Source organism: Clostridium swellfunianum (assembly GCF_023656515.1).
Lineage (GTDB): Bacteria > Bacillota > Clostridia > Clostridiales > Clostridiaceae > Clostridium_AT > Clostridium_AT swellfunianum.
In genome coordinates this window covers 4472668-4492855 of sequence record NZ_JAMOFV010000006.1, presented here as the reverse complement: position 1 = coordinate 4492855, position 20188 = coordinate 4472668, and the positions used below count along the sequence as shown (strand labels likewise).

Sequence of the window (20188 nt, the reverse complement as noted above, 5' to 3'; positions counted from 1 at the left end):
TTAGTATGAGTATTATAAAAGAATTTCAAAGGGATAAGTTAAAGGTAAAAGTTTTTGATAATAGGATCTCTATGGGAGCTTCAGCAGCTATTGAGGCAGCTGATTTAATTAAAAGACTACTTAATAGAAAAAATGAGATAAATATAGTTTTTGCGGCAGCACCTTCTCAAAATGATTTCCTCGAAGCATTAATAGATATGAAGGGCATAGATTGGAACTGCATAAATGCCTTCCACATGGATGAGTATATTGGCCTGGAGCCTTCAGCACCACAAAGTTTCGGGAATTTTCTAAAAGCTAAAATTTTTGATAAGGTAAAATTTAAAAGCATAAATTATATCAATGGAAATGATGAAGATGTACAAATGGAATGTAAAAGATACTCAAAACTTATTTCTTGTAATGATATAGATATTGTATTCATGGGTATAGGTGAGAATGGGCACATAGCCTTTAATGATCCCCACGTAGCGTTATTTAATGACAAAGAAATTGTTAAGGCAGTTGAACTTGATGAAAAATGCAGAAAGCAGCAGGTTAACGATGGATGTTTTACTTCAATGGAAGCTGTACCAACTCATGCTCTAACACTTACTATACCTGCATTGTTTTCAGGAAAGCATATATTCTGCATAGTTCCTGCTAAGACAAAAGCTGAAGCAGTATATAACACTATAAATGGAGATATAACCGAGGCGTGTCCAGCGTCAATATTGAGAAGACATGATAAAGCCGTTTTATATGCCGATACTGATAGTGCGAGCTTATTAATTTAATATATAAAGGAGCTTCTGAAATGGATAAAGTAAAGATTTTTAATGGTAAAATAATTACTCCATATAGAGTTATAGAAGATGGCTGCATACTAATAGAAGGTAAAAAAATTATTGAAGTTTCTGATAAAAATATAAAAACAGAGGATTATAAGTTGATAGATGCTGGAGGAAAGTATATAGCTCCAGGCTTTATAGATATTCATGTACATGGAGGGGGAGGACATGATTTTATGGATGGCACCCTAGAAGCTTATCTTGGTGCTGCAGAAAAGCATGCAGAGTATGGAACAACTTCCATGGTACCTACAACTCTTACAAGTACATTTGAAGAACTGAGAAATACATTTTTAATCTTTAAAGAGGCTAAGCTGAAAAATAAAAAAGGTTCTGAGCTTTTAGGTTTGCACCTTGAGGGCCCTTATTTTGCAATGTCTCAAAAGGGAGCACAAGATCCTAAGTATATAAAGAATCCTGATAAAAGAGAGTATGAGGAAATATTAAACTTAACAGGCGATATAATAAGATGGAGTGCAGCACCTGAACTTGAAGGAGCTCTCGAGTTTGGAAGATATCTAAAGCAGAGAGGCATACTTCCATCTATAGCTCACACAGATGCTGTAGATGAAGAAGTTGAAAAAGCTTTTGAAAATGGCTTTTCTCATGTTACTCACCTTTACTCTGCAATGTCTTCAGTAAGAAGAATTAATGCATTTAGATATGCTGGAGTTATTGAGGCTGCTTATCTAATAGATGAAATGACTGTGGAAGCAATTGCGGATGGTATACACTTGCCTAAATCACTACTAAAGCTAATATATAAAATAAAAGGAGCAGATAAAATTGCTCTAGTAACTGATGCTATGAGAGCTGCTGGAATGCCGGAGGGAGAGAGTATTCTAGGCAGTATTAATAATGGTCAGAAGGTAATTGTAGAAGATGGGATAGCTAAGCTTATGGATAGGACTGCTTTTGCAGGAAGCGTGGCTACTGCGGATAGACTCATAAGAACAATGGTAAATGAAGCTCAGGTATCGCTTATTGATGTTGTTAAAATGATGACTTCTACTCCTGCAAAAATAATTGGAGTGGAGAACGAGAGAGGAAGAATAGTTAAAGGATTGAATGCTGATATAGTAATCTTTGATGACAATATAAATATTGACGCTACCATAATTGGTGGAAAGATTGTATTTAGCAGAAGTATATAAAAATTATATTGGCAGGTGGAGGTTTATGGAATTAAATCTGACAGGAGATATAGAAGAACTATTAGAAGGAATAAAAATAATAAGTGATGATTTAGGAATCTACTTAAGTGAGAATGGAATTCAGGTAAATATAGAAAAATCCCAAGGTACTATAGAAGTGTCATTAGAAAACAAAAAAGGAAGTATAAAATATAGTGAAAGAATACACTTTTATCGTGCACTGGGACTATTTATAGAACATGCTTTGGAAAAGGAAAACTTCTATATTATTGAAGAACCACAATTTAACTTAAATGGAGCTATGATTGATGTATCTAGAAATGCTGTATTAAAGGTTTCAAGTATAAAGTACACTATAAGAAAAATGGCTTTGATGGGTCTTAATACTATTATGTTGTATACTGAAGATACTTATGAAATTAAAAACAAACCTTATTTCGGATATATGAGAGGAAGATATACAGCTGAGGAGTTAAAAGAATGTGATGACTATGCTTATATTTTTGGAATAGAAATAATTCCGTGCATACAGACTCTAGCTCATTTAACAGAGGCATTAAAATGGAGTTATGCTTCAGAAATTAGAGATACTTCAGATATATTGCTTGTTGGCTCTGAAAAAACCTATGAGTTTATAGAAGAGATGATTAAATCCGCTTCCACTCCCTTTAGAAGCAAGAGAATTCACATAGGAATGGATGAGGCACATAATTTAGGATTAGGAAAATACCTGGATATAAACGGATATCGAAGAAGATTTGACATCATGAATGAGCATCTAGAGAAAGTCATTACTATCACAAAAAAGTATGGATTAAATCCTATGATTTGGAGCGATATGTATTTTAGACTTGCATCAAAAACCGGAAATTATTATGATAAGGATGCAGTTATACCTGAGGATGTAAAGAAGAATTGCAATAAAGATGTACAACTTGTTTATTGGGATTACTATCATAATGATGAAGATACTTATACAGAATTTATAAAAAGGCATAAGAGTTTTGAAAATGAGATGATTTTTGCAGGTGGAGTCTGGACTTGGTCTGGAGTAATGGTTAATTATAATAAGACCTTTATAACAACTAATTCAGCTTTAATTGCATGCAAAAAGCAAGGAATAAAAGAAGTTTTTACAACCATGTGGGGAGACAATGGAGCGGAAACTAACTTTTTTGCTGCATTACTGGGATTGCAGCTATATGCAGAGCATGGGTATTCAAAAGAATTAGACTTGGAAAAGCTAAAGAAGAGGTTCGAATTTTGTGCCGGAGAAAATTATGATTCTTTCATAGACTTAAGCGATTTAGATAATATACCAGGAATAGGTAAAGGCAATACTGATTTAGAGGTGTCAAATCCATCAAAGTTTTTACTGTGGCAAGATATATTGATAGGCTTATTCGATAAGGAAATAGAAGGACTAAGTTTAAAAGACCACTATTACCTACTGGCTAAAAAGATGAGTCACTATGCTTTGAATAGCACAAATTTTAAGGATTTGTTTTATTTTACTCAAAAATTATCAGAAGTTCTAAGTATAAAATCAGAACTAGGACTGAGATTAAAAAAGGCTTACGATAGAAAAGATATAAAAACTTTAAAGGAGATTTCAGAAGAAGAGTTGCCAACCCTGTATTTAAAGACAAATGACTTAAGAGTAGCACATAGAAAGCTATGGATGAGAATAAATAAGCCTTTTGGATGGGAAGTCATCGATATTCGTTACGGAGGGTTGATTGCTAGAATAAGCTCCACAACTGATAGAATAATGGATCTTCTTAATGAAAATATCTCCGTTATCGAAGAACTGGAAGAAGAAAGGTTAAATTATCATGGAGAGCATGCTAATGGGATAGGAAGATGCAATGTATATAGTAGAATTGCTACCGCAAGCCCACTAGGCTAGTATTAAGAGGATTTATATGTTATGAGATACGAAGTAATAAGAATTTACAAAAATAATTGTAGTGATGAATGTATATGGAGAAGTGTTCCAGCAGTAAGTATTGATAATTATCCTTGGGATGAGAATGGATATAAGCCTAAAACGTCAGTACAAATATTCTATACTGAAACGGATATTCACATTAAATTTGTTTCAGAGGATTCAAATTTAAAGGCTATATATAAGAATCCAAATGAAACTGTATGTAAGGACACCTGTGTTGAATTTTTTTTTAATCCTAATCCAAATTCAGACTCCAGATATATTAATTTTGAGACTAATGCTATTGGCAACTACAGAATTGCAATTGGTTCTGGTAGGGAAAATAGAAGGCTTCTGCAGGTAAACCCAGATATTTTTAAAATAAAGACAACAGTAACCGAAGATAATATTTCAAATTATAAGGGAGAAAATTGGAGCGTTGAATATACCGTACCATTTAGTTTTATTGAAATTTATTATGGAAAACTAGACTATAAAAATAGGCATACATTAAAAGGGAATTTCTATAAGTGTGGGGATGAAACTAGGTATCCCCATTTTGGAAGCTGGAATCAAATTAAAACTTCATATCCTGATTTTCATAAACCTGAATATTTTGGAGATATTATACTAGTATAATAAAATAGCTGAAGAATTTTTTCTTCAGCTATTTTTTAAAACCTACAAATTAAAACTATATTATATAAATCAGTAAAAACACAAACACTACATATCCAAGTATAACTAATTGCAGCAGTCTGTCAGATAAAAGCACATCTGTAGGATCACCATAGGAATCCCCCTCAATAATTAGAGAATACCTGAACATTCCGATTAGCACAAAAGGAACAGTAGCTATGAGCTTATCAGAATCAAAGGCTTTAACTACTTGTGCATCTATGGACCAAAGGGCATAGAAAGCCACAGACAAAGTCATCATTGAATTCATTGCTTTATCTAAAAAGTTTGTATTATATTCTTTTAAAACCTTCCTAGTCTCATTTGTACTGCTTACTTTAGACATTTCATTTCTTCTCTTTGCAAAGCCTAAGTAAAAAGATAACGTCATTATGGTCAGCAGCAGCCATTTCGATATTGGAACGCTAATAGCAGCGCCGCCCATAAGAACTCTTAAAAGAAAGCCTAAAGCAATTATTGAAACATCTATGATAGGTACGTTTTTAAGCCAAAAGGAGTAAAGGATATTTGATAATAAATATATTATAACTATTATTAGAGACTTTACATTTAACATAAATCCCAGCCACAGAGAAAGAGAAATTAGTACTATAGCAATGACGATAGCCTGAAGGTTTGTCACTGTACCTGAGGCTATAGGTCTAAACCTTTTAACTGGGTGAAGTTTATCCTTATCCTTATCAACTATATCGTTTATAACATATACAAAGGACGCAGCAAAAGAAAATGAGATAAAAGCTAGTATCTCATTAACAAATAAGTTAGTCTTTGCAAAATTTAGTGAAAATATTAACGGAATAAAGACTAATATATTTTTTATGTAATGCTTGACTCTAATAAGCTTTATAATGTTTTTCAAATATGAAGCATTTTTTACATCATATTTTTGTTCTAATTGAAAATTATCCATAGCGCAAAACCTTTCATTTTTTTATTTATTATACCATATTTATTAAACATGTTTAAGTGAGATTATATGGTTATTTTTTATGACAAGAATCTCACTTATTTTACCTATTGTTTGTAAATTCCTGTAATGTTATAATACTTTAGAGTAAATGATTAAAAGGAAGGTTATTCTATGGATGGTATGTTAACGAAAATTACGAAGGTAGAATATAAAACAGAAAACCAAAGAAGTACTCGCAATTTTATAATGGACAACCTGTTGTTGGTTATAACCATATTGCTGTTGTTTATAAAATCGCTAATGTTTATAAGTATAGCAGCATCACCAAGTGGAGCTAATATAGCGCTGAATACTTTATCCTACTATGGTAAAAACTACTTTTTGCATATATCCTTTATTGTTATGCTAGTATCTCTTGCCTACATATTTAAAGGAAAAGTTCAGGTCTTCGTTCTTATTTTAATAAACTTTTTAATTTCTATTATGTTATTTTCAGATTTGATATACTACAGAGGCTTTCAAGGTTTCATGTCAGTTTACAATTTATCTCAGACAGGAAATCTAAACAGTATGGGAGAAAGTATAGCATCTATGTTTAGGCCTGTGGACATACTATTTTTTATTGATATTTTAGTACTTCTGGTTATAAGGAAGAGAATGTTCTATAAAAATGCTAGAAGAAAGGTTCTTGGCTTTGCTGTTCTTTTAATATTGGGAGCAGGAATTCCATTTTACCACTATTACAGATATGACGTAATTGAGGATGGAGCTAACAGAAGATATTTTTACAATTACTTCTCACCAATGCTTAACATATCAGTTATGTCACCAATTGGCTACCATATACATGATGCTGCCAGTTATTTTGAAAACTCTAAGAGGCTTGCTTTAAACGACGAAGATAAGAATCAAATAAAGGCTTGGTACGATAGCAATAAGGAAAATCTTCCTGATAATGAGTACAAAGCAATATTTAAAGGGAAGAATCTAATTTTTGTTCAGGTAGAATCGCTAGAAGCCTTTTTAATAAATCAAAAGATTGAAGGACAAGAAATAACTCCAAGCTTAAATAGTATAATAAAGAACAGCTTATATTTTCCTAATATATACGAGCAGGTGTCAGGAGGAAACAGCTCAGATGCTGACCTTATGGTGAATACTTCAACGCATCCAGTAAGAAGCGGTTCAACCTTCTTTAGATTCCCAGACAATAAGTATAATTCTATGCCTGTATTAATGAAAAAACAAGGGTATTACACATCAGCCTTTCATCCAGATGGAGGCGGCTACTGGAATTGGATGCCAGCACTCCAGTCAATGGACTTTGATAAGACTGTTGATACAGTTGGATTTACTGTGGACGAAACTATAGGTTATGGATTAAGTGATGAATCGTTCTTAAGACAAATGAAGGATAAATTAGTCAAGCAGCCGCAGCCTTTTTACTCTTTCTTTGTAACACTCACAAGCCATATGCCTTTTGTAATGCCTGAGGATAAAAAAGAATTAAAACTATCAGATAATATTGGAGGTACTGTATTGGGAGATTACTTCCAAAGCATACGCTATACAGATAAGCATATAGGAAAATTTCTGGAAGGTTTAGATAAAGAAGGAATACTTGATAATACTGTCGTAGTTATTTACGGTGATCATACAGGAGTTCATAAATACTATAAGGATAAGCTTAAAACTATTGAGCCTAAGGAGCAGTGGTGGGCAGAAGATAGCATGAGAGTGCCTATGATAATATATTCAAAGGGAATGGAAGGAAAACAGGTAGGTACAATTGGTGGACATGTAGATATTATGCCTACAGCCTTGTATCTAATGGGAATTGATGAACAAGAGTACACAAATACAGCTATGGGAAGAAATCTTCTTAAGACCAACAGAAATCATACAATATTAAGCAATGGTGTGTTTGTTGGTGGAGCTAAAAGTGAAGAAGAAAAGCAAAAGGCTATAGAAGCTCTTGAAATTTCCGATAAGATGCTAAGAAGCAACTATTTTAAAGATCATAAATAAATCTTTTATAAAATTACAGCGCAATCATATAAAATATGTTTGCGCTGTTTTTTTAATACTTATATATTTAAATATTAGTTTGCAATAAAATTATAAAATCTTTGAAATTTTGAACCCTCTAACCATTTAACTATATGAACTCCTGCAAAAATCATAACTAGAGGCATTGCAGGGTAGAAGTATCTTGAGAAAACATAGAAGGGCAGATATACAACTATAAAATAAATTATAGCTCCGAAAATTGCCAAGCCCATTATATTCTTTTGTTTATCCTTAAAGTAGTGCTTCATGCCAAAGAAAGCACATAATAAAATAAAATAGTGATATATATAAGCAAAAGCAGGATGTATTCCTAAGAAAGTATTCCAGAAGAAAACAGTGCCTATCTGGATAAAGGTTTTGCCTATAGTATACCAATACAAAAATCCAAGAGGATTTTTAGGAACTAGATTCTTTAATCTGTATTTTGATATAGCAATTTCTACATCATTATTTTCAAACTCTGTTTCTGCTGGATATTTAAATTGAGAATAGTCAAGACCATCAGTTTGTCTGCTGCTTTGGTTGTAGTGGATATAGGTTCCTTGAAGCATAGGATTTCCTGTTGCTTTTGTCAAAGGTATAAATTCATTAAAGGTTTTATAGTTTCTTGTCCACCAAGGGCTTAGTATTGCACATAAAACTAGAGAAACAGTAATAGTATATTTTAAAATATCCGTAAAGCTGTATCTTTTTATTATCCACATAATTAATATAACTATAGGGAAGGTCGCGATTGTAGGCCTGTAAAGCGTAGCAATTCCCCAGGATATACCGCCGAGTATGTAGTAGAACATTTTTTTCTCTTCTATAGCAAAGAGTGAAAGATATATTAAATTCAATACAAAGAATTTAAATAATGCCTCTGTAAGAATTAAATTAGAAATCCAAACCTCTGGGATATATAAAGCATTTAATAAAACCGCAATTATTCCAACCTTGCTACTAAATATTTTTTTGCCAATTAGAAAGGTTAACAATAAGCACAAGGTTAAAAGTACTGCTTGAAAAATTCTAAAAGCAGTTAAAGCAGCGTTTAATTTTCCAAAGATAAGAATAAATAAAGCAAGGGTGTAAGGCAGCCCAGGCATCATAAATACAGTTGGGTTAGGTGGTCTGTGATAAGTATAAACACCTGTCTCAGCCAGTATTTGAGCACTTCTTATAAATTTGACATCATCATTATTAGGATTTTGAAGATCCCCAAGTAAGGTGCCGTTTCCATATGCAAATATAGAAACAAGGCAGATAGTAAAAAACAGTAATGTTATTATTGTCAGTAAGACTTTAATATTTTTGCTTTCGTTTTTTAAGTTATACACTATTCATCCATCCTTTTAAAATAATTAGACCTTATTATTCTATCAGAAATTTCAAAGGACTGCTCTATATGCTTTATTTCCTCTTCGTTTAAGGTGCTTCTTCCGACTATATTGCCGTTGTTTTGAAGAGCAAAGCTTCTTTTAGAATTCAAAAGGTTTCTTCCTAGAGAACTATTTTCATAAAGTTCTTTTTTTATTCCAAGAGTATATGCTAAAGTAGGAAGCATATCTATCTGACCGCCAATAGTTTTTAATTCTTCACCAGCTATATTCTTGCTGTATACGATAAAAGGTACGCGGCCTTCATTTTCCCACCAAGCTTCTTTTTCTGATAGCTTGGATACCTCATCGCTATAATATTTATGAACCCCATTATGGTCTCCGTATATTGCTATAATCGAGTTATCTAGGATTCCGTCTCTTTCAAGACTATCTATAAATCTTCCGATTTGCTTGTCAGTATAATGGATGCTTTGAAAATAACCGCCCATATAGGTTTTATCAAAAGCTTCACTCAGCTGCAGTCCTTTAAAATTCTCAGGAATTTCAAAAGGAGAGTGGGAGGTTGAAGTTACTGTAAAGTAATAGAAGGGATCTTTATCCTTCACTGCAATAGCATTAACCTGTTTAAAGAAGCTTTCATCAGTAAGCCCCATCCAAAAGACGTCGGAGCTGTCAAAGCCTCGTATATCTTTAAATTCGTGAAAATCAAAGTTTGCTAGAGCCTTTTCAACATTCCAGTAGTAGCCATAATCAGAATGAAGAGCTCTGGAGGTATAACCTAGTTTATTTAACATTTTCGGAAGAGTATTGTAATTGTTATTAGGAAATCTAAAAAAGGTGCTTCCTCTCCTTACAGGAAACAAGGAAGTGTTAATCATTAAATCTGCATCAGCACTGTTGCCGTTATTAACCTGCTCATATATATTTGAAAAGTATAAGCTGTTTTTAAGAAGCTTATTCAAATTAGGAGTAATCTCCTGTCCTTCATGTTTGTTGTTAATTACGAAGTTTTCTAAGGATTCAACCTGTATTATAATTAGGTTTTTTTCTGAGAGCATACCTTTGTATTGGTTATCAGGCAGATTTTCATTTTTGTATGCAAACCAGTCCTTAATTTTGGACTTCTCAGCATTACTCATTTTATATGGTCTGTTATCCTCAATGAATACATAGGTGTCGTATAGGTGATAGCCTAGTGGAGAAAGATTTCTCATTGTAGATTGAGGAACCCATTGAGTTTTAAAAAATTCAGGCCCTTTATAATTCTTCCCGTTATAGTCTAGAGATATATGCAAAAGCATAATAGTCAATAAGGAGAAACCAAAGAGCATTGTAAAGGTACCTTTAAGTTTACCGAAGTTTGAGTGTTTTTTTCTTATAACCCTAAAAAATAAAATCAGAACCAAATTGTCAGCAATAAATATGATATCTATCGGTCTTGACATTGATAAAACGCTGTTTGAAAGATTATTTAAATTATTCAGTTCACCTAAAAGATGAAAGCTTAGGAAGTCATTAAAACCTCTGAAATACCATAAGTCTCCCACTAGGATTATAGAAAATAGAAGGTTTGTTACTATAAGCAGTAGAAGATGACCACTTTTATCAGTCAGAAAAGAAAAGCTTATAAGCCCCAATATAAAAAATAATGATACAACATGATATAGGTATACAGTATCAAAAGTAAGGCTTAGCTTTGAGGCTCCACTGCTGTCTAAAATATTCATAAACAGCAGCGTTTTTATATAGATGGATATAAATACGAACATAGCAGGTTTATCTTTTAATACATATAAAACTCTTTTTTGAAAATAACCTTTAATAGGTTGCCTTTGTAAGACAATTTCACTCATTTATTTTCTCCTGTTAAGTTATTTGGCATTATTTAGTTTGGGGGTGAAACCAAGCTGAAGTATTATAAATATCCACGATACTATGAAGGAATATCTCTCTTGATTTTCACTTATGAGATATAAGAGTATGAAGCCTCCAAATAGAATGTAAAAGAAATTGATTTTTTCAATTTGAACATAATCTTTTTTTAACATAACAATAAATATTCTTATAAGCATAATTAAATAAATTAATTGAGTTACAAAGTATATTTCGTAATAGCGATACTTTAAAGCACTTCCCACTGATGTATTATCTGCATTTTGGATCGTCCAGCCAGATGCACCAAAATCTCCAATGCCCCACTGCATGCTTAGCTTGTTAATAAAATGACTAGTTAATTTAAGGAAAGGGGTAGTAGTATATCTTTTAATAACAATTTCCTTAGCAGCAGCATTTACTTTATCCATATCATAGTTGTATTTTTCTGGAAGAGAGGCATCTTCGACGTTCCATCTTCCGTTATATTGGATGCTTGAGCCCCTTAATATTGAGGTAAAATTAGATTCTTTTGGCTTCCATAAATGAGTATCAGTCACACCAGCTGATATTAAGCTTTGACTTACTAAGTAAAGAGGAATTAAATAAGAAGCTAAAGTGATAACATTGTTTTTTAAACCTAGTTTTATTGCCTTATAAATAAAGTTGTAGACAATGTAGGCAATTATAAAAATAATACCCACCATTCTAAACATATTAGCTGCAGAAAGTAAAACACCACTTATGATAAAGAACTTATTTTTATCTGTATCAATACCTCTTAAGAATAAGTAAATGCTAAAAAGGTATATAGGCATAGCAAGATTTTCAGACATTATTTCAGAGGTATACATAATAAAAGGAGGAAAGAAAGCCATTATTATAGCACATAAAAGAGCCTTCTCCTTATTAAACAATTGCTTGGCAACAAGATATAAAGCATATATCGAAGCTGTTTGAAATATTACATTAGAGAATTTGATTAAAAATAGTGGATTTGCGGTAAACTTATAAAATATAGAAAAATATAAAACAGTTACTACATTGTGTGTAAAACGAGCAAAGTAAGCTATTCCTTGAAAACTGGTGAAATTTCCAGCGGAAGCTTGACCAGCGGTTTGATAGATTAATTCAAAGTCGGAAACAGGCTGTGTAGGAACTGCTATAATCCACAACAGTCTTAGTATAAATGCTGAAATAATAATTGTTGGTAAGAGTTTTTTATCATTAATCGAATCAAAATTTACTTTTAGTTTCTTATGACCGCGATTATAATAATAAATTGAAAATAAAAACATCAAAGTTATAACAACAATAAAAGCTTTGGACTTGCTTGAATTTGCAAGATATAAAAGGTGAGAGATTCCAAAGCGAAATGGAAATAATAATGCTATTATAACTGCATAATGCAAAAAGTTATTAAAGTACTTTTTAAACATTTATTCATCTCCTTGTAACGTAACATATAGGCTTTATTATATCATAAACTTTAGTAAAAATATTGATGTACAAATGTAATAATTTTGCATAAAATAATCATATAAGCAAAATAAATGAATAAATAAGGAAGCGAGTGGTTTTTCATGGATTTTAAGGATAAATTAAAGCATGCATTTATTCCTAACGAGGATAAAAAAGAAGATATTGATTCTACTGAGGATGATTCTATGGAATATGAACAAAGACCTATAAGTGATGAAGTTGAACAACTTGATGGTGAGCCTATCAAGATTAAGACAATGCTTGTTAAGTCACAGGAAGAAGATGTCAAAGAAAGTGAAACATCTAGAAATATGAAAACGATAGTTAAGGTAGCAGCAGGAGTAGGTTTAGCAGCAGCTGCAGGTATTGCCACGTTATTACTAGTATCAAGGAAGAAAAAATAATAGACTGCTAGAGTAAAAATAGTCCACCCACCTTTTGCCTTAAAAGTAAAAATAGTTCTAAAACTAGGATTAAATATCTTATCTAACGGGAAAAATTTAGATATAAATTTTAGGGGAGCGTGGTTGTATGGTTAAAAAAATTATTATCGGCATGGGAGCTTTAACAGCAGCAGGTGTTATCAGTATAGTAAGTTACATGAGAAAAAGGTGCAAACCCATGTATAAGTAAAATGTTTAAAGGCGAAGATTTTTTTCTTCGCCTTTTCCTATGATATTTTTATATCTGTTATTTTTACAGGACTGAAGCCCTTTGCATCAAGAGCTTTTAAAATTTGCTTCAGTATTGAAGACTCAGAGTAATCATATTCCGGATATCCATCTTTATTTAAAAGCTTAATATAATCAAATTCTATATAAGGATGATAAAAGAAGGAAGCGACATGATCCTTAGGTTTTGAATTTATTCGTTTTATAATTGATTCCGCACTTTCATTCTGTACATAGCCTAAAGGAGTTGGAACATAAATAGTTTTATTGTTCCCCTTACTTAAAATTGGCATAGTATTATAGGTATTTTTAGCAGGTTCGTACATATAATCAAAATATTTCTCTATAACCTGCTGTTGCTCTTTGGTACTGTTATAATGAGGACTTTCAAAAAATTCAAATGGAATATCTAGCTGTTTTGCCGTATTTATCGCAAGCTCTACTCTTTCTTTGGTATATTCAGGGGTTACCTTTGGGTTTCTTCCAAACTCAGAGCCTACACAGGTTTCTGTGTCGTCATATTGATGAGAGTATCCATGAAGGCCTATGATACCACCTTTTGCTGTCATATAGTCTAATGTATAAACAAAATCTACATTTGACAATGAATACACCTTAAGCAAGTCATTGTCAATATTAGAGCTTGGCTTAAGGTATCTTGGAATCCAAGCTATGTGAAAAGGCAAATCCCTTGAATACATCAAATCTGACATAATCCTTAGCTTTTGCAAATTATCACTTTTTTTATAGCTAAGACCTGCTGTTATATCTTCCAATCTAATCAAAGCCGGTTTCTTATACTGTTTTCTGGATTGACGAGACAATTCTGATTTAAGCTTATAAAAACGCAGAGTTTTAGATTCATAGTCCCATGAAAGTGTAAGCCCTAGTGACTCAGTTAAATCTATCATAGATATATAAGGTGTATTGTCATAGGTTAAATAAGGGTGTATATAGCTTCGTTCACTTTTGGAATTATCCTTATAAACAGAAAAAGTGTCCTCTGCTAATTTTATAGAACAGTTTAATACGGTTTCAATATCAGACACCTTAAAATAATATCTATTATAATTACATAGGATTAAATCTTTTGAAGATATATCCTTATTATCTATGAAAATGTTTACGTCCTTAACAATATTAGATTGCATCTGTGAGAAAGCATCTTTCCTAAATCTTTTACTGTTAAAAGCTGATTTGCTGGAATGAAACGAGGCTAGAATAGTGTTTTTATCAACGGAATTGGTCTTAATTATTTTATTAAGTTTGTTGGCTGAAAATATGCTTACTGTTAACATTAAGAATATAGTTAATAATTTTAATACTTTTTTCATAGCATCCCCCTGTGGCACTCAGTAGTCATTAAATGGTTATCAACAATTTTATCCCCCTATATACTTATAACTTAATCATATAATACAAATGTAGAGCTAAGCAATAAGAATTTTTCGGAAAATTAAAAATCCATAGAGACTAAGAAGTCTCTATGGATTTTTTTAGCTTAAGCCCATTCCTTTTCTCTTTTTAATAATATGAGCTTCTATATCATTAGCAACCTGAACAGGATCATCGCCTAAAGCTATTTTTCCACCTGTTACATCTTCAGCTTTTTCAGTTAAAAGCTCAACAAGCTGTGGAGCTCCTGTCATAAATGGAGTAGGAGACAGGTGAGTGTAGCAACCATAAGCTAAAGCAAATATACCATCTATTGTTGCCTTTTGCTCCATCCATTCTGGCGCAGTAACAGCTATAGGAAGGTCTGAAACGTCAACATCCAAGTGGTCTGCAAGAGCTGTAACGAGCATGGATATTCTTCCTGTATCTGTGCAGGTTCCAAAGCTTAATACTGGAGGAATCTTTAGCATATTGCAAACTTCTCTTAAGCCTTCTCCAGCTATTTCATTTGCTGCTTCAACAGTGCAGAGGCCTGCGACTTCGAGAGCATGATTTCCGCAGCCGCCTGCTACCACCAATATATTTCTCTTTATAAGCTCTTTTGTAAGATTAACTGTCATCCAGTCCTGAGGGCCGTTTCTTAAGGTTGAACAGTTTGCTAGGGCTACAACTCCTTTTATCTTTCCAGCAGCTATAACATCAACTAATGGGTCAAGCTTGTTGCCAAGTGCACCAAGCACTGCCTCTGTTGAGAAGCCAGCTATAGCTTTTTGTGTTATTTTAGGAACTAGAGGTTCAATTTTTTTACTCTTTCTCTTTCCAAAGTTTTCTATAGCAAGTTCAATTAATCTATCTGCCATATCATCAACTTCAGATGGGTCATAAGGTATCTTGTGCTGAAGTCCAGGAAGGTCAATAATTGTACTAACTGAAACCAAAGTTACCTGATATTTTTCAGCATACATATCTATAGCTGGAGGCGAGCAGTTTTCTTCCATTGCAAATACATCAACAGTGCCTGTAGCAAGCAGAGGTTCTATAGAGAGCCAATTACCCATATGTCCAACGAATACATCGTCCATTTCAAATCTTTGAAGAAGCTCTTGGCCAGTTTCTATAGAGCCTATTACTCTTAAACCTTTTGCTCCTGCAGCCTTTGCTTTTTCTTGAACTTCTTGAGTTCTTGCCTTTAAAATAGTAGCAACTCCAGGCCAAGGTTGATGTCCATTGAAAACAATATTTACGTATTCAGGATCCATTACTCCAAGGTCCATATTTACTTCATGAGGCATTGGGGTTCCAAAAAGTATGTCTTGAACCATTTCAAGTCCTATTTGAGTATTGTAAATAGTAGCTATTCCAAGTCTTAAGGCTTTCATTGCCAATGAAACGTGACTTCCGTCTACATTTGTTAGACAGCTAGCAACGCAGTTTTGCTCCTCATGAACGGTTCCAGCTGGATAAATGCCTAGCTGTCTCCATTTCTCTTTTCTCTTTTTAGGCGCAAAGGCCTCAACCATTATGTTCTGTTCTTCAACACCAATTCTTTGTTGATCTTCAAGAAGAATTGCAAGTTCTATTGCCATGTCATTTACTTCCTGATTTGTATCAATTCCAACTTTTTCACACATCCATTTAAGCTTATTAACGTCCTTTATTGTGAAGGGGGTTTTACCTTCTGCTGTAGCTTGAAGAGTTCTGAAGGCCTCATAAGCATGGTGACTGTATGTTCCAGCACCCATTATGTTCTTAAGAAGAAAGTTTCTCATAGCCATTGCGTTTTTTTCTATACCACAGGCACCTTTATCCTGTCCTGACTTTTCGCTTATCCTGCAAGGACCATTTGAACACAGTTGACAGCTTAATCCTTCAAGACAGAATTTGCAGCGTATCTTTTCCTGATAGGCATATCTGTCCCATACATTTGACATGCCATCATTTCTAATTCTTTTAACCATTTCTTCTACAGAATCATGATAACTGACTCTGCCTTCGCTTTTTTCTAGAATTGTTTCACTCATTTATCATCCGCTCCCTTGTAACAAATATGTAAGTTTATCCAATAATAAGGTTTCCATAAGGGTTTATAAATATGTATTAATTTGTTCAAGCTAGCGTAATAACAAGCATCAGTAGGTATAATTTGATGAATAAATTATAATAATACAAACTTAAAATAGAGTGTAACATCTAAAGTAGTACTATCGTCTTTATTATTGTAAATACCTAGCTAGGATAAAAGAGTTCAGCTTATGATGGAGGCAGATGAAAAAAATTATATGAAACTAGATGATAAAAAGGAAATTGAACAATTATGCTCAAATACTTGGGAACCTCTTTACCGTTATGTTTACTTTAAAGTTCAAAACAGGGAAGAAGCTGAGGATATTACTCAGGAAACTTATATAAAGGCTATTACGTATATGAAGAAAAATAATATTAAAATTGATAAGATTATAGGTTTCTTAAAGCCAGTTTCACTTAATATCTTAAGAGATAAATGGAGAAAGAGTAAACGTCAGGGACATCCAATTAATATCGATGATATAAATCTAGTAGAGGCTGCAGTTGAAGACTCTACTGAAATTATAGGAGAGCGTGAAATTATAGAGAATGCTCTAAGGCTTTTAAGTGATGAACAGCGACTTGTGATTGAACTAAGAATAATAAAGGGGTATTCGGTGGCGGATACTGCAAAGAAGATGGATAAGACAGAAGGAAATATAAGAGTTTTACAGTATAGAGGGCTTCAGAGGCTTTCAAAGCTGTTTAAAAATGAATTTTGACCGTTGGAGGCGAGTTATGGACAATAAAGAATATAAATTATCAAGCTATATAGATAGTTTAAATAATGAGAGAAAACCTAAAGAACACGAAATAAATATTGAGTCAGAAGAGCTTATGGAGATTTTTGATACTGTTAAAAAAGTAAAAAGCTTGAAGGAACCAAGTATGCCAGAAGGGGGTTATCGTGAAAATTTGGCTGACTCTATATATAGGAAGGTTAAACCAAGAAAATGGTCCTATGCTTTTGGAGCAACTGCGGCAGCTGCTATATTAATAGTTATATTAAATATAGCAGCACCTATTAATAAGCCTAATTTGGTTTTTGCTATGGAGAAGGCTTATAAAGAAATAAAGGCTTATCATGGAATTCTCGAGGTAGTAGAAACTAATGCAGAAGGGAAGTCTGTGACACAATCTAAAATAGAAGTTTGGGCTGACCAAGAAGGACGTTATTATGCTAAGGGATTGCAAGGAAATCAAAGCGACTTGATAACAGCAAATGATGGACAAAAAAAGTGGCAAGTCCAACCTAAGGAAAAGGAAGTTGACGTGTTTGCAGCATTCCCGGATCAGTACAGTTTCACCTTTGAAATTGGAAAAGAGATTGAAAGTATAAAGAGTGATGTTAACACTAAGGTTATAGGTGAGGAAATTCTTTCAGGAAGAAAAGTTTCAGTAATGGAGGTAACCCCTGAAGGAGGAAATTCATATAAGATATGGATAGATAAAGAGACGAAGATGCCTTTGCAAAAGCAGACATCTATGGAGAACTCAGTTCAGTATAAAATGTATTATTCAAATATAAACTTTACAGAAACTATTCCAAGAGAGCTTTTAAGCTATAGTGTGCCTAAGGGATTTAAAGAAGTTAATTCAAATACAGATCAAGTGGTAAGCAATATTGAGGAAGCATCAAAAATAGCAGGATTTATACCTAGAACAATTAAAACTATACCTTCAGGATATAATGAGAGCAGTATTGCAATCATAAATGATACAAAGTCTGTTAAGATTAGCTATACATCTCAGAATAGTGAAAAGAAAATATATATTATACAGAAAAAAACTTCAGAAGAGTTGAAAGTAGCATCTACAGCTATTTTAGGAAAAATAAATAATAATACTGCTGAAGTTCAATCACCAGTGCAATCTGAAATAGGAGTACTTAAAGGTGGAGGAGCTTATGCTGGAGTAACAGGCTTAAGCTCAGTAAGATGGCAGGAGGATGGTATTGAATATGCAACTGTTGGAAATACATCGCTTGAAGAATTGTCAGATTTTACTGAAAAAATAGCAAATGGAACCGTAGAATTATATGATAAGCCGTCAGATAAGCCTAAAATAGAAGTTAATGTTAATATGGAAGCAGAAAAGGGAGATCAGAAAAATGCTGATGTAGGACACTCGCCATGGAAGCTTGATCCAGTGTTTGTTTCCCAGGTTTTTGTATGCTTAAAAATTTCGCCTGAAGGAATTGCGGGAGATTACCCTATAAAATATGAAGAGCTTAAACTTGTAAAAAATAATGGTAAAGAGGCAGTAGTTGAGGTAAGCGGAAGTAAAACACTTGTTAGAAGAGTGTATTTAGAAAGGCTGATAAGACAGGATAATACAGGAATATGGACTGTAGTTGGATTTGATCCGGCTGAGAAATAAATATACGTCCATTGGAGAAAACTAGGAGAAATAAAATATATAATAAAAAAGACTGGAATTTCCAGTCTTTTTTATTATATAGATTTTTTAAATCCCTTGCCTTGTATTTCTGATGTATCAATTATAGACATGAAAGCATAAGGATCAGCAGCTTCAACTATTCTCTTAGCTTTAGGTACTTGGGATAACGATACAACTGAGTATACAAGCTTTTTTTGTTTCTTGCTATAAGTACCAAGACCGTATAATAGAGTTGAACTTCTCTTTAGATCCTGATGTATCTTATCTATAATTTCCGTCTCCTTATCAGTAACAATTAATAACATCTTCTTTCTGTCAAAACCATTAATAACCTTATCAATAACAGCTGAAACTAAGAACATTGATACTAATGTATATAAAGCCCTTTCGATTCCAAAAAATATTGCCCCTATAGCAACAATTACAATATTTATTCCAAAAGATATTTTACCTATTTCCAAGCTATAGCGTCTTCTCAATATCATTGAAATAATATCTGTTCCACCAAGAGAACCATAATTGCTAAAAATAATACCGAGAGAAAGACCATTTAGAGTTCCTCCGTAAATGCAGCTTAGAAGCAGATCTTCAGAATAAAAAAATTGAGATACGTCTTTAGTTAAGATTAAAAAAAGCGACTGAGCTGCTGTACCAATTATAGTTAGCATAGTAAATTCTTTATCAAGTTCTCTAATGCTCAAAATAAATAGAGGTATATTAATTAAAATTATGAAAAGTCCAGCATGTATGCCTGTTAGATATTGAAGTATTAGCGAAATACCTGATACTCCGCCGCTTAAAAGTTTGTGAGGTATGATAAACATATTAATTCCAATAGAGGATATTAAACTGGCTGCTAAGATAATTACTATTCTTTTCAATGTAATTAAAGGATTTAATTTCAAGATATCACCGTCCTTTGCCTATAGTGTTTCACATAAGCATTAATATTATTTTAAGCTAGAATTTAATAAATATTACTCTAGTTTCCTAATATATATGTATGAGGCTTTGGATAAATTAATAGTGTGGATGTATTGAGTTCTATTTTAAAGGAGGGGTAATTATGGATAATAATAAAGGATTAAGTAAAACAAGACCTAAATCAAACCCTGAGCTTAGAAAAGTTTATTTTCAAAATGGTGGACACATTGGTATTGAAAATGGACGTAAAATAGGAGTTCATGAACCTGAGAAACATTCATTTGCAGCTAATTCAGAAAAGTAATTGATTAAAAACCATAATTTAGGTAAAATTAGCCTAAGTTATGGTTTTTTTATAAATAAGCTGTTATAATTAGTTTTATTTTAACTAATAGTGGGAAAAGTATATGATATATAGTAATTATAATTAATTTTATAAAATACATTAACTAAATAATGATAATT

At 32.7% G+C, this 20188-nt stretch carries 16 protein-coding genes; 9 read left to right on the top strand and 7 right to left on the bottom strand.

The genetic code is table 11. The features are described 5' to 3' along the window. Positions 1-5: 5 nt before the first annotated feature. Genes NBE98_RS21230 through NBE98_RS21215 form a run of 4 tightly spaced genes read left to right on the top strand, consistent with a single transcriptional unit; the run spans position 6 to position 4553 of the window. Positions 6-776, top strand: coding sequence for a glucosamine-6-phosphate deaminase (locus tag NBE98_RS21230; protein WP_250817003.1), 771 nt, complete (start codon positions 6-8; stop codon positions 774-776). A gap of 20 nt (positions 777-796) precedes the next feature. Next, positions 797-1984, top strand: coding sequence for an N-acetylglucosamine-6-phosphate deacetylase (gene nagA, locus NBE98_RS21225; RefSeq protein ID WP_250817001.1), 1188 nt, complete (start codon positions 797-799; stop codon positions 1982-1984). A gap of 25 nt (positions 1985-2009) precedes the next feature. After that, positions 2010-3893, top strand: a complete 1884-nt coding sequence (locus NBE98_RS21220) for a beta-N-acetylhexosaminidase (protein ID WP_250817000.1) — start codon at positions 2010-2012, stop codon at positions 3891-3893. Positions 3894-3914: 21 nt separating this feature from the next. Beyond that, positions 3915-4553: a carbohydrate-binding family 9-like protein gene (locus NBE98_RS21215; protein ID WP_250816998.1), complete on the top strand. Its 639-nt coding sequence runs from the start codon at positions 3915-3917 to the stop codon at positions 4551-4553. A gap of 55 nt (positions 4554-4608) precedes the next feature. On the opposite strand, the gene NBE98_RS21210 is transcribed toward NBE98_RS21215, so the two are convergent. Beyond that, complete coding sequence (locus tag NBE98_RS21210; RefSeq protein WP_250816997.1) at positions 4609-5523, bottom strand: decaprenyl-phosphate phosphoribosyltransferase; 915 nt, start codon at positions 5521-5523, stop codon at positions 4609-4611. A gap of 171 nt (positions 5524-5694) precedes the next feature. Here NBE98_RS21210 and NBE98_RS21205 point away from each other — a divergent pair, with 171 nt between their 5' ends. Next, the gene (locus NBE98_RS21205) at positions 5695-7551 is read left to right on the top strand and encodes an LTA synthase family protein (protein WP_250816996.1); all 1857 of its coding nucleotides are present in this window, start codon (positions 5695-5697) and stop codon (positions 7549-7551) included. 74 nt (positions 7552-7625) lie between these two features. Here NBE98_RS21205 and NBE98_RS21200 read toward each other — a convergent pair whose 3' ends face one another. Genes NBE98_RS21200 through NBE98_RS21190 form a run of 3 tightly spaced genes read right to left on the bottom strand, consistent with a single transcriptional unit; the run spans position 7626 to position 12226 of the window. Then, the gene (locus NBE98_RS21200) at positions 7626-8912 is read right to left on the bottom strand and encodes a glycosyltransferase family 39 protein (RefSeq protein ID WP_250816995.1); all 1287 of its coding nucleotides are present in this window, start codon (positions 8910-8912) and stop codon (positions 7626-7628) included. Further along, on the bottom strand, positions 8912-10768 hold the full coding sequence (locus NBE98_RS21195) for an LTA synthase family protein (RefSeq protein ID WP_250816994.1): 1857 nt from the start codon (positions 10766-10768) through the stop codon (positions 8912-8914). The genes NBE98_RS21200 and NBE98_RS21195 overlap by 1 nt, the downstream gene beginning before the upstream one ends. An 18-nt stretch (positions 10769-10786) precedes the next feature. Beyond that, complete coding sequence (locus tag NBE98_RS21190) at positions 10787-12226, bottom strand: glycosyltransferase family 39 protein (RefSeq protein ID WP_250816993.1); 1440 nt, start codon at positions 12224-12226, stop codon at positions 10787-10789. A 144-nt stretch (positions 12227-12370) separates the two neighbouring features. Between NBE98_RS21190 and NBE98_RS21185 the strand changes: the two genes are divergently transcribed. Continuing rightward, the gene (locus NBE98_RS21185; protein ID WP_250816992.1) at positions 12371-12673 is read left to right on the top strand and encodes a hypothetical protein; all 303 of its coding nucleotides are present in this window, start codon (positions 12371-12373) and stop codon (positions 12671-12673) included. A 266-nt stretch (positions 12674-12939) separates the two neighbouring features. On the opposite strand, the gene NBE98_RS21180 is transcribed toward NBE98_RS21185, so the two are convergent. Together NBE98_RS21180 and cooS are read right to left on the bottom strand one after the other, a co-directional pair. Then, positions 12940-14274 (bottom strand): DUF2334 domain-containing protein, encoded by a 1335-nt coding sequence (locus tag NBE98_RS21180; protein ID WP_250816991.1) that lies wholly within the window; start codon positions 14272-14274, stop codon positions 12940-12942. A 162-nt stretch (positions 14275-14436) separates the two neighbouring features. Next, complete coding sequence (gene cooS / locus NBE98_RS21175; protein ID WP_250816990.1) at positions 14437-16356, bottom strand: anaerobic carbon-monoxide dehydrogenase catalytic subunit; 1920 nt, start codon at positions 16354-16356, stop codon at positions 14437-14439. A gap of 231 nt (positions 16357-16587) precedes the next feature. On the opposite strand from cooS, the gene NBE98_RS21170 reads away from it, so the two are divergent. Both NBE98_RS21170 and NBE98_RS21165 read left to right on the top strand, forming a co-directional pair. Next, complete coding sequence (locus NBE98_RS21170; protein WP_250816989.1) at positions 16588-17121, top strand: RNA polymerase sigma factor; 534 nt, start codon at positions 16588-16590, stop codon at positions 17119-17121. A gap of 16 nt (positions 17122-17137) precedes the next feature. Then, a complete protein-coding gene (locus NBE98_RS21165; RefSeq protein WP_250816988.1) occupies positions 17138-18778 on the top strand; it encodes a LolA family protein in 1641 nt (546 codons plus the stop codon). 74 nt (positions 18779-18852) lie between these two features. On the opposite strand, the gene NBE98_RS21160 is transcribed toward NBE98_RS21165, so the two are convergent. Then, a complete protein-coding gene (locus NBE98_RS21160; RefSeq protein WP_250816987.1) occupies positions 18853-19704 on the bottom strand; it encodes a YitT family protein in 852 nt (283 codons plus the stop codon). Between the two features lie 161 nt (positions 19705-19865). On the opposite strand from NBE98_RS21160, the gene NBE98_RS21155 reads away from it, so the two are divergent. Next, positions 19866-20027, top strand: coding sequence for a hypothetical protein (locus NBE98_RS21155; RefSeq protein WP_250816986.1), 162 nt, complete (start codon positions 19866-19868; stop codon positions 20025-20027). Positions 20028-20188: the final 161 nt, after the last annotated feature.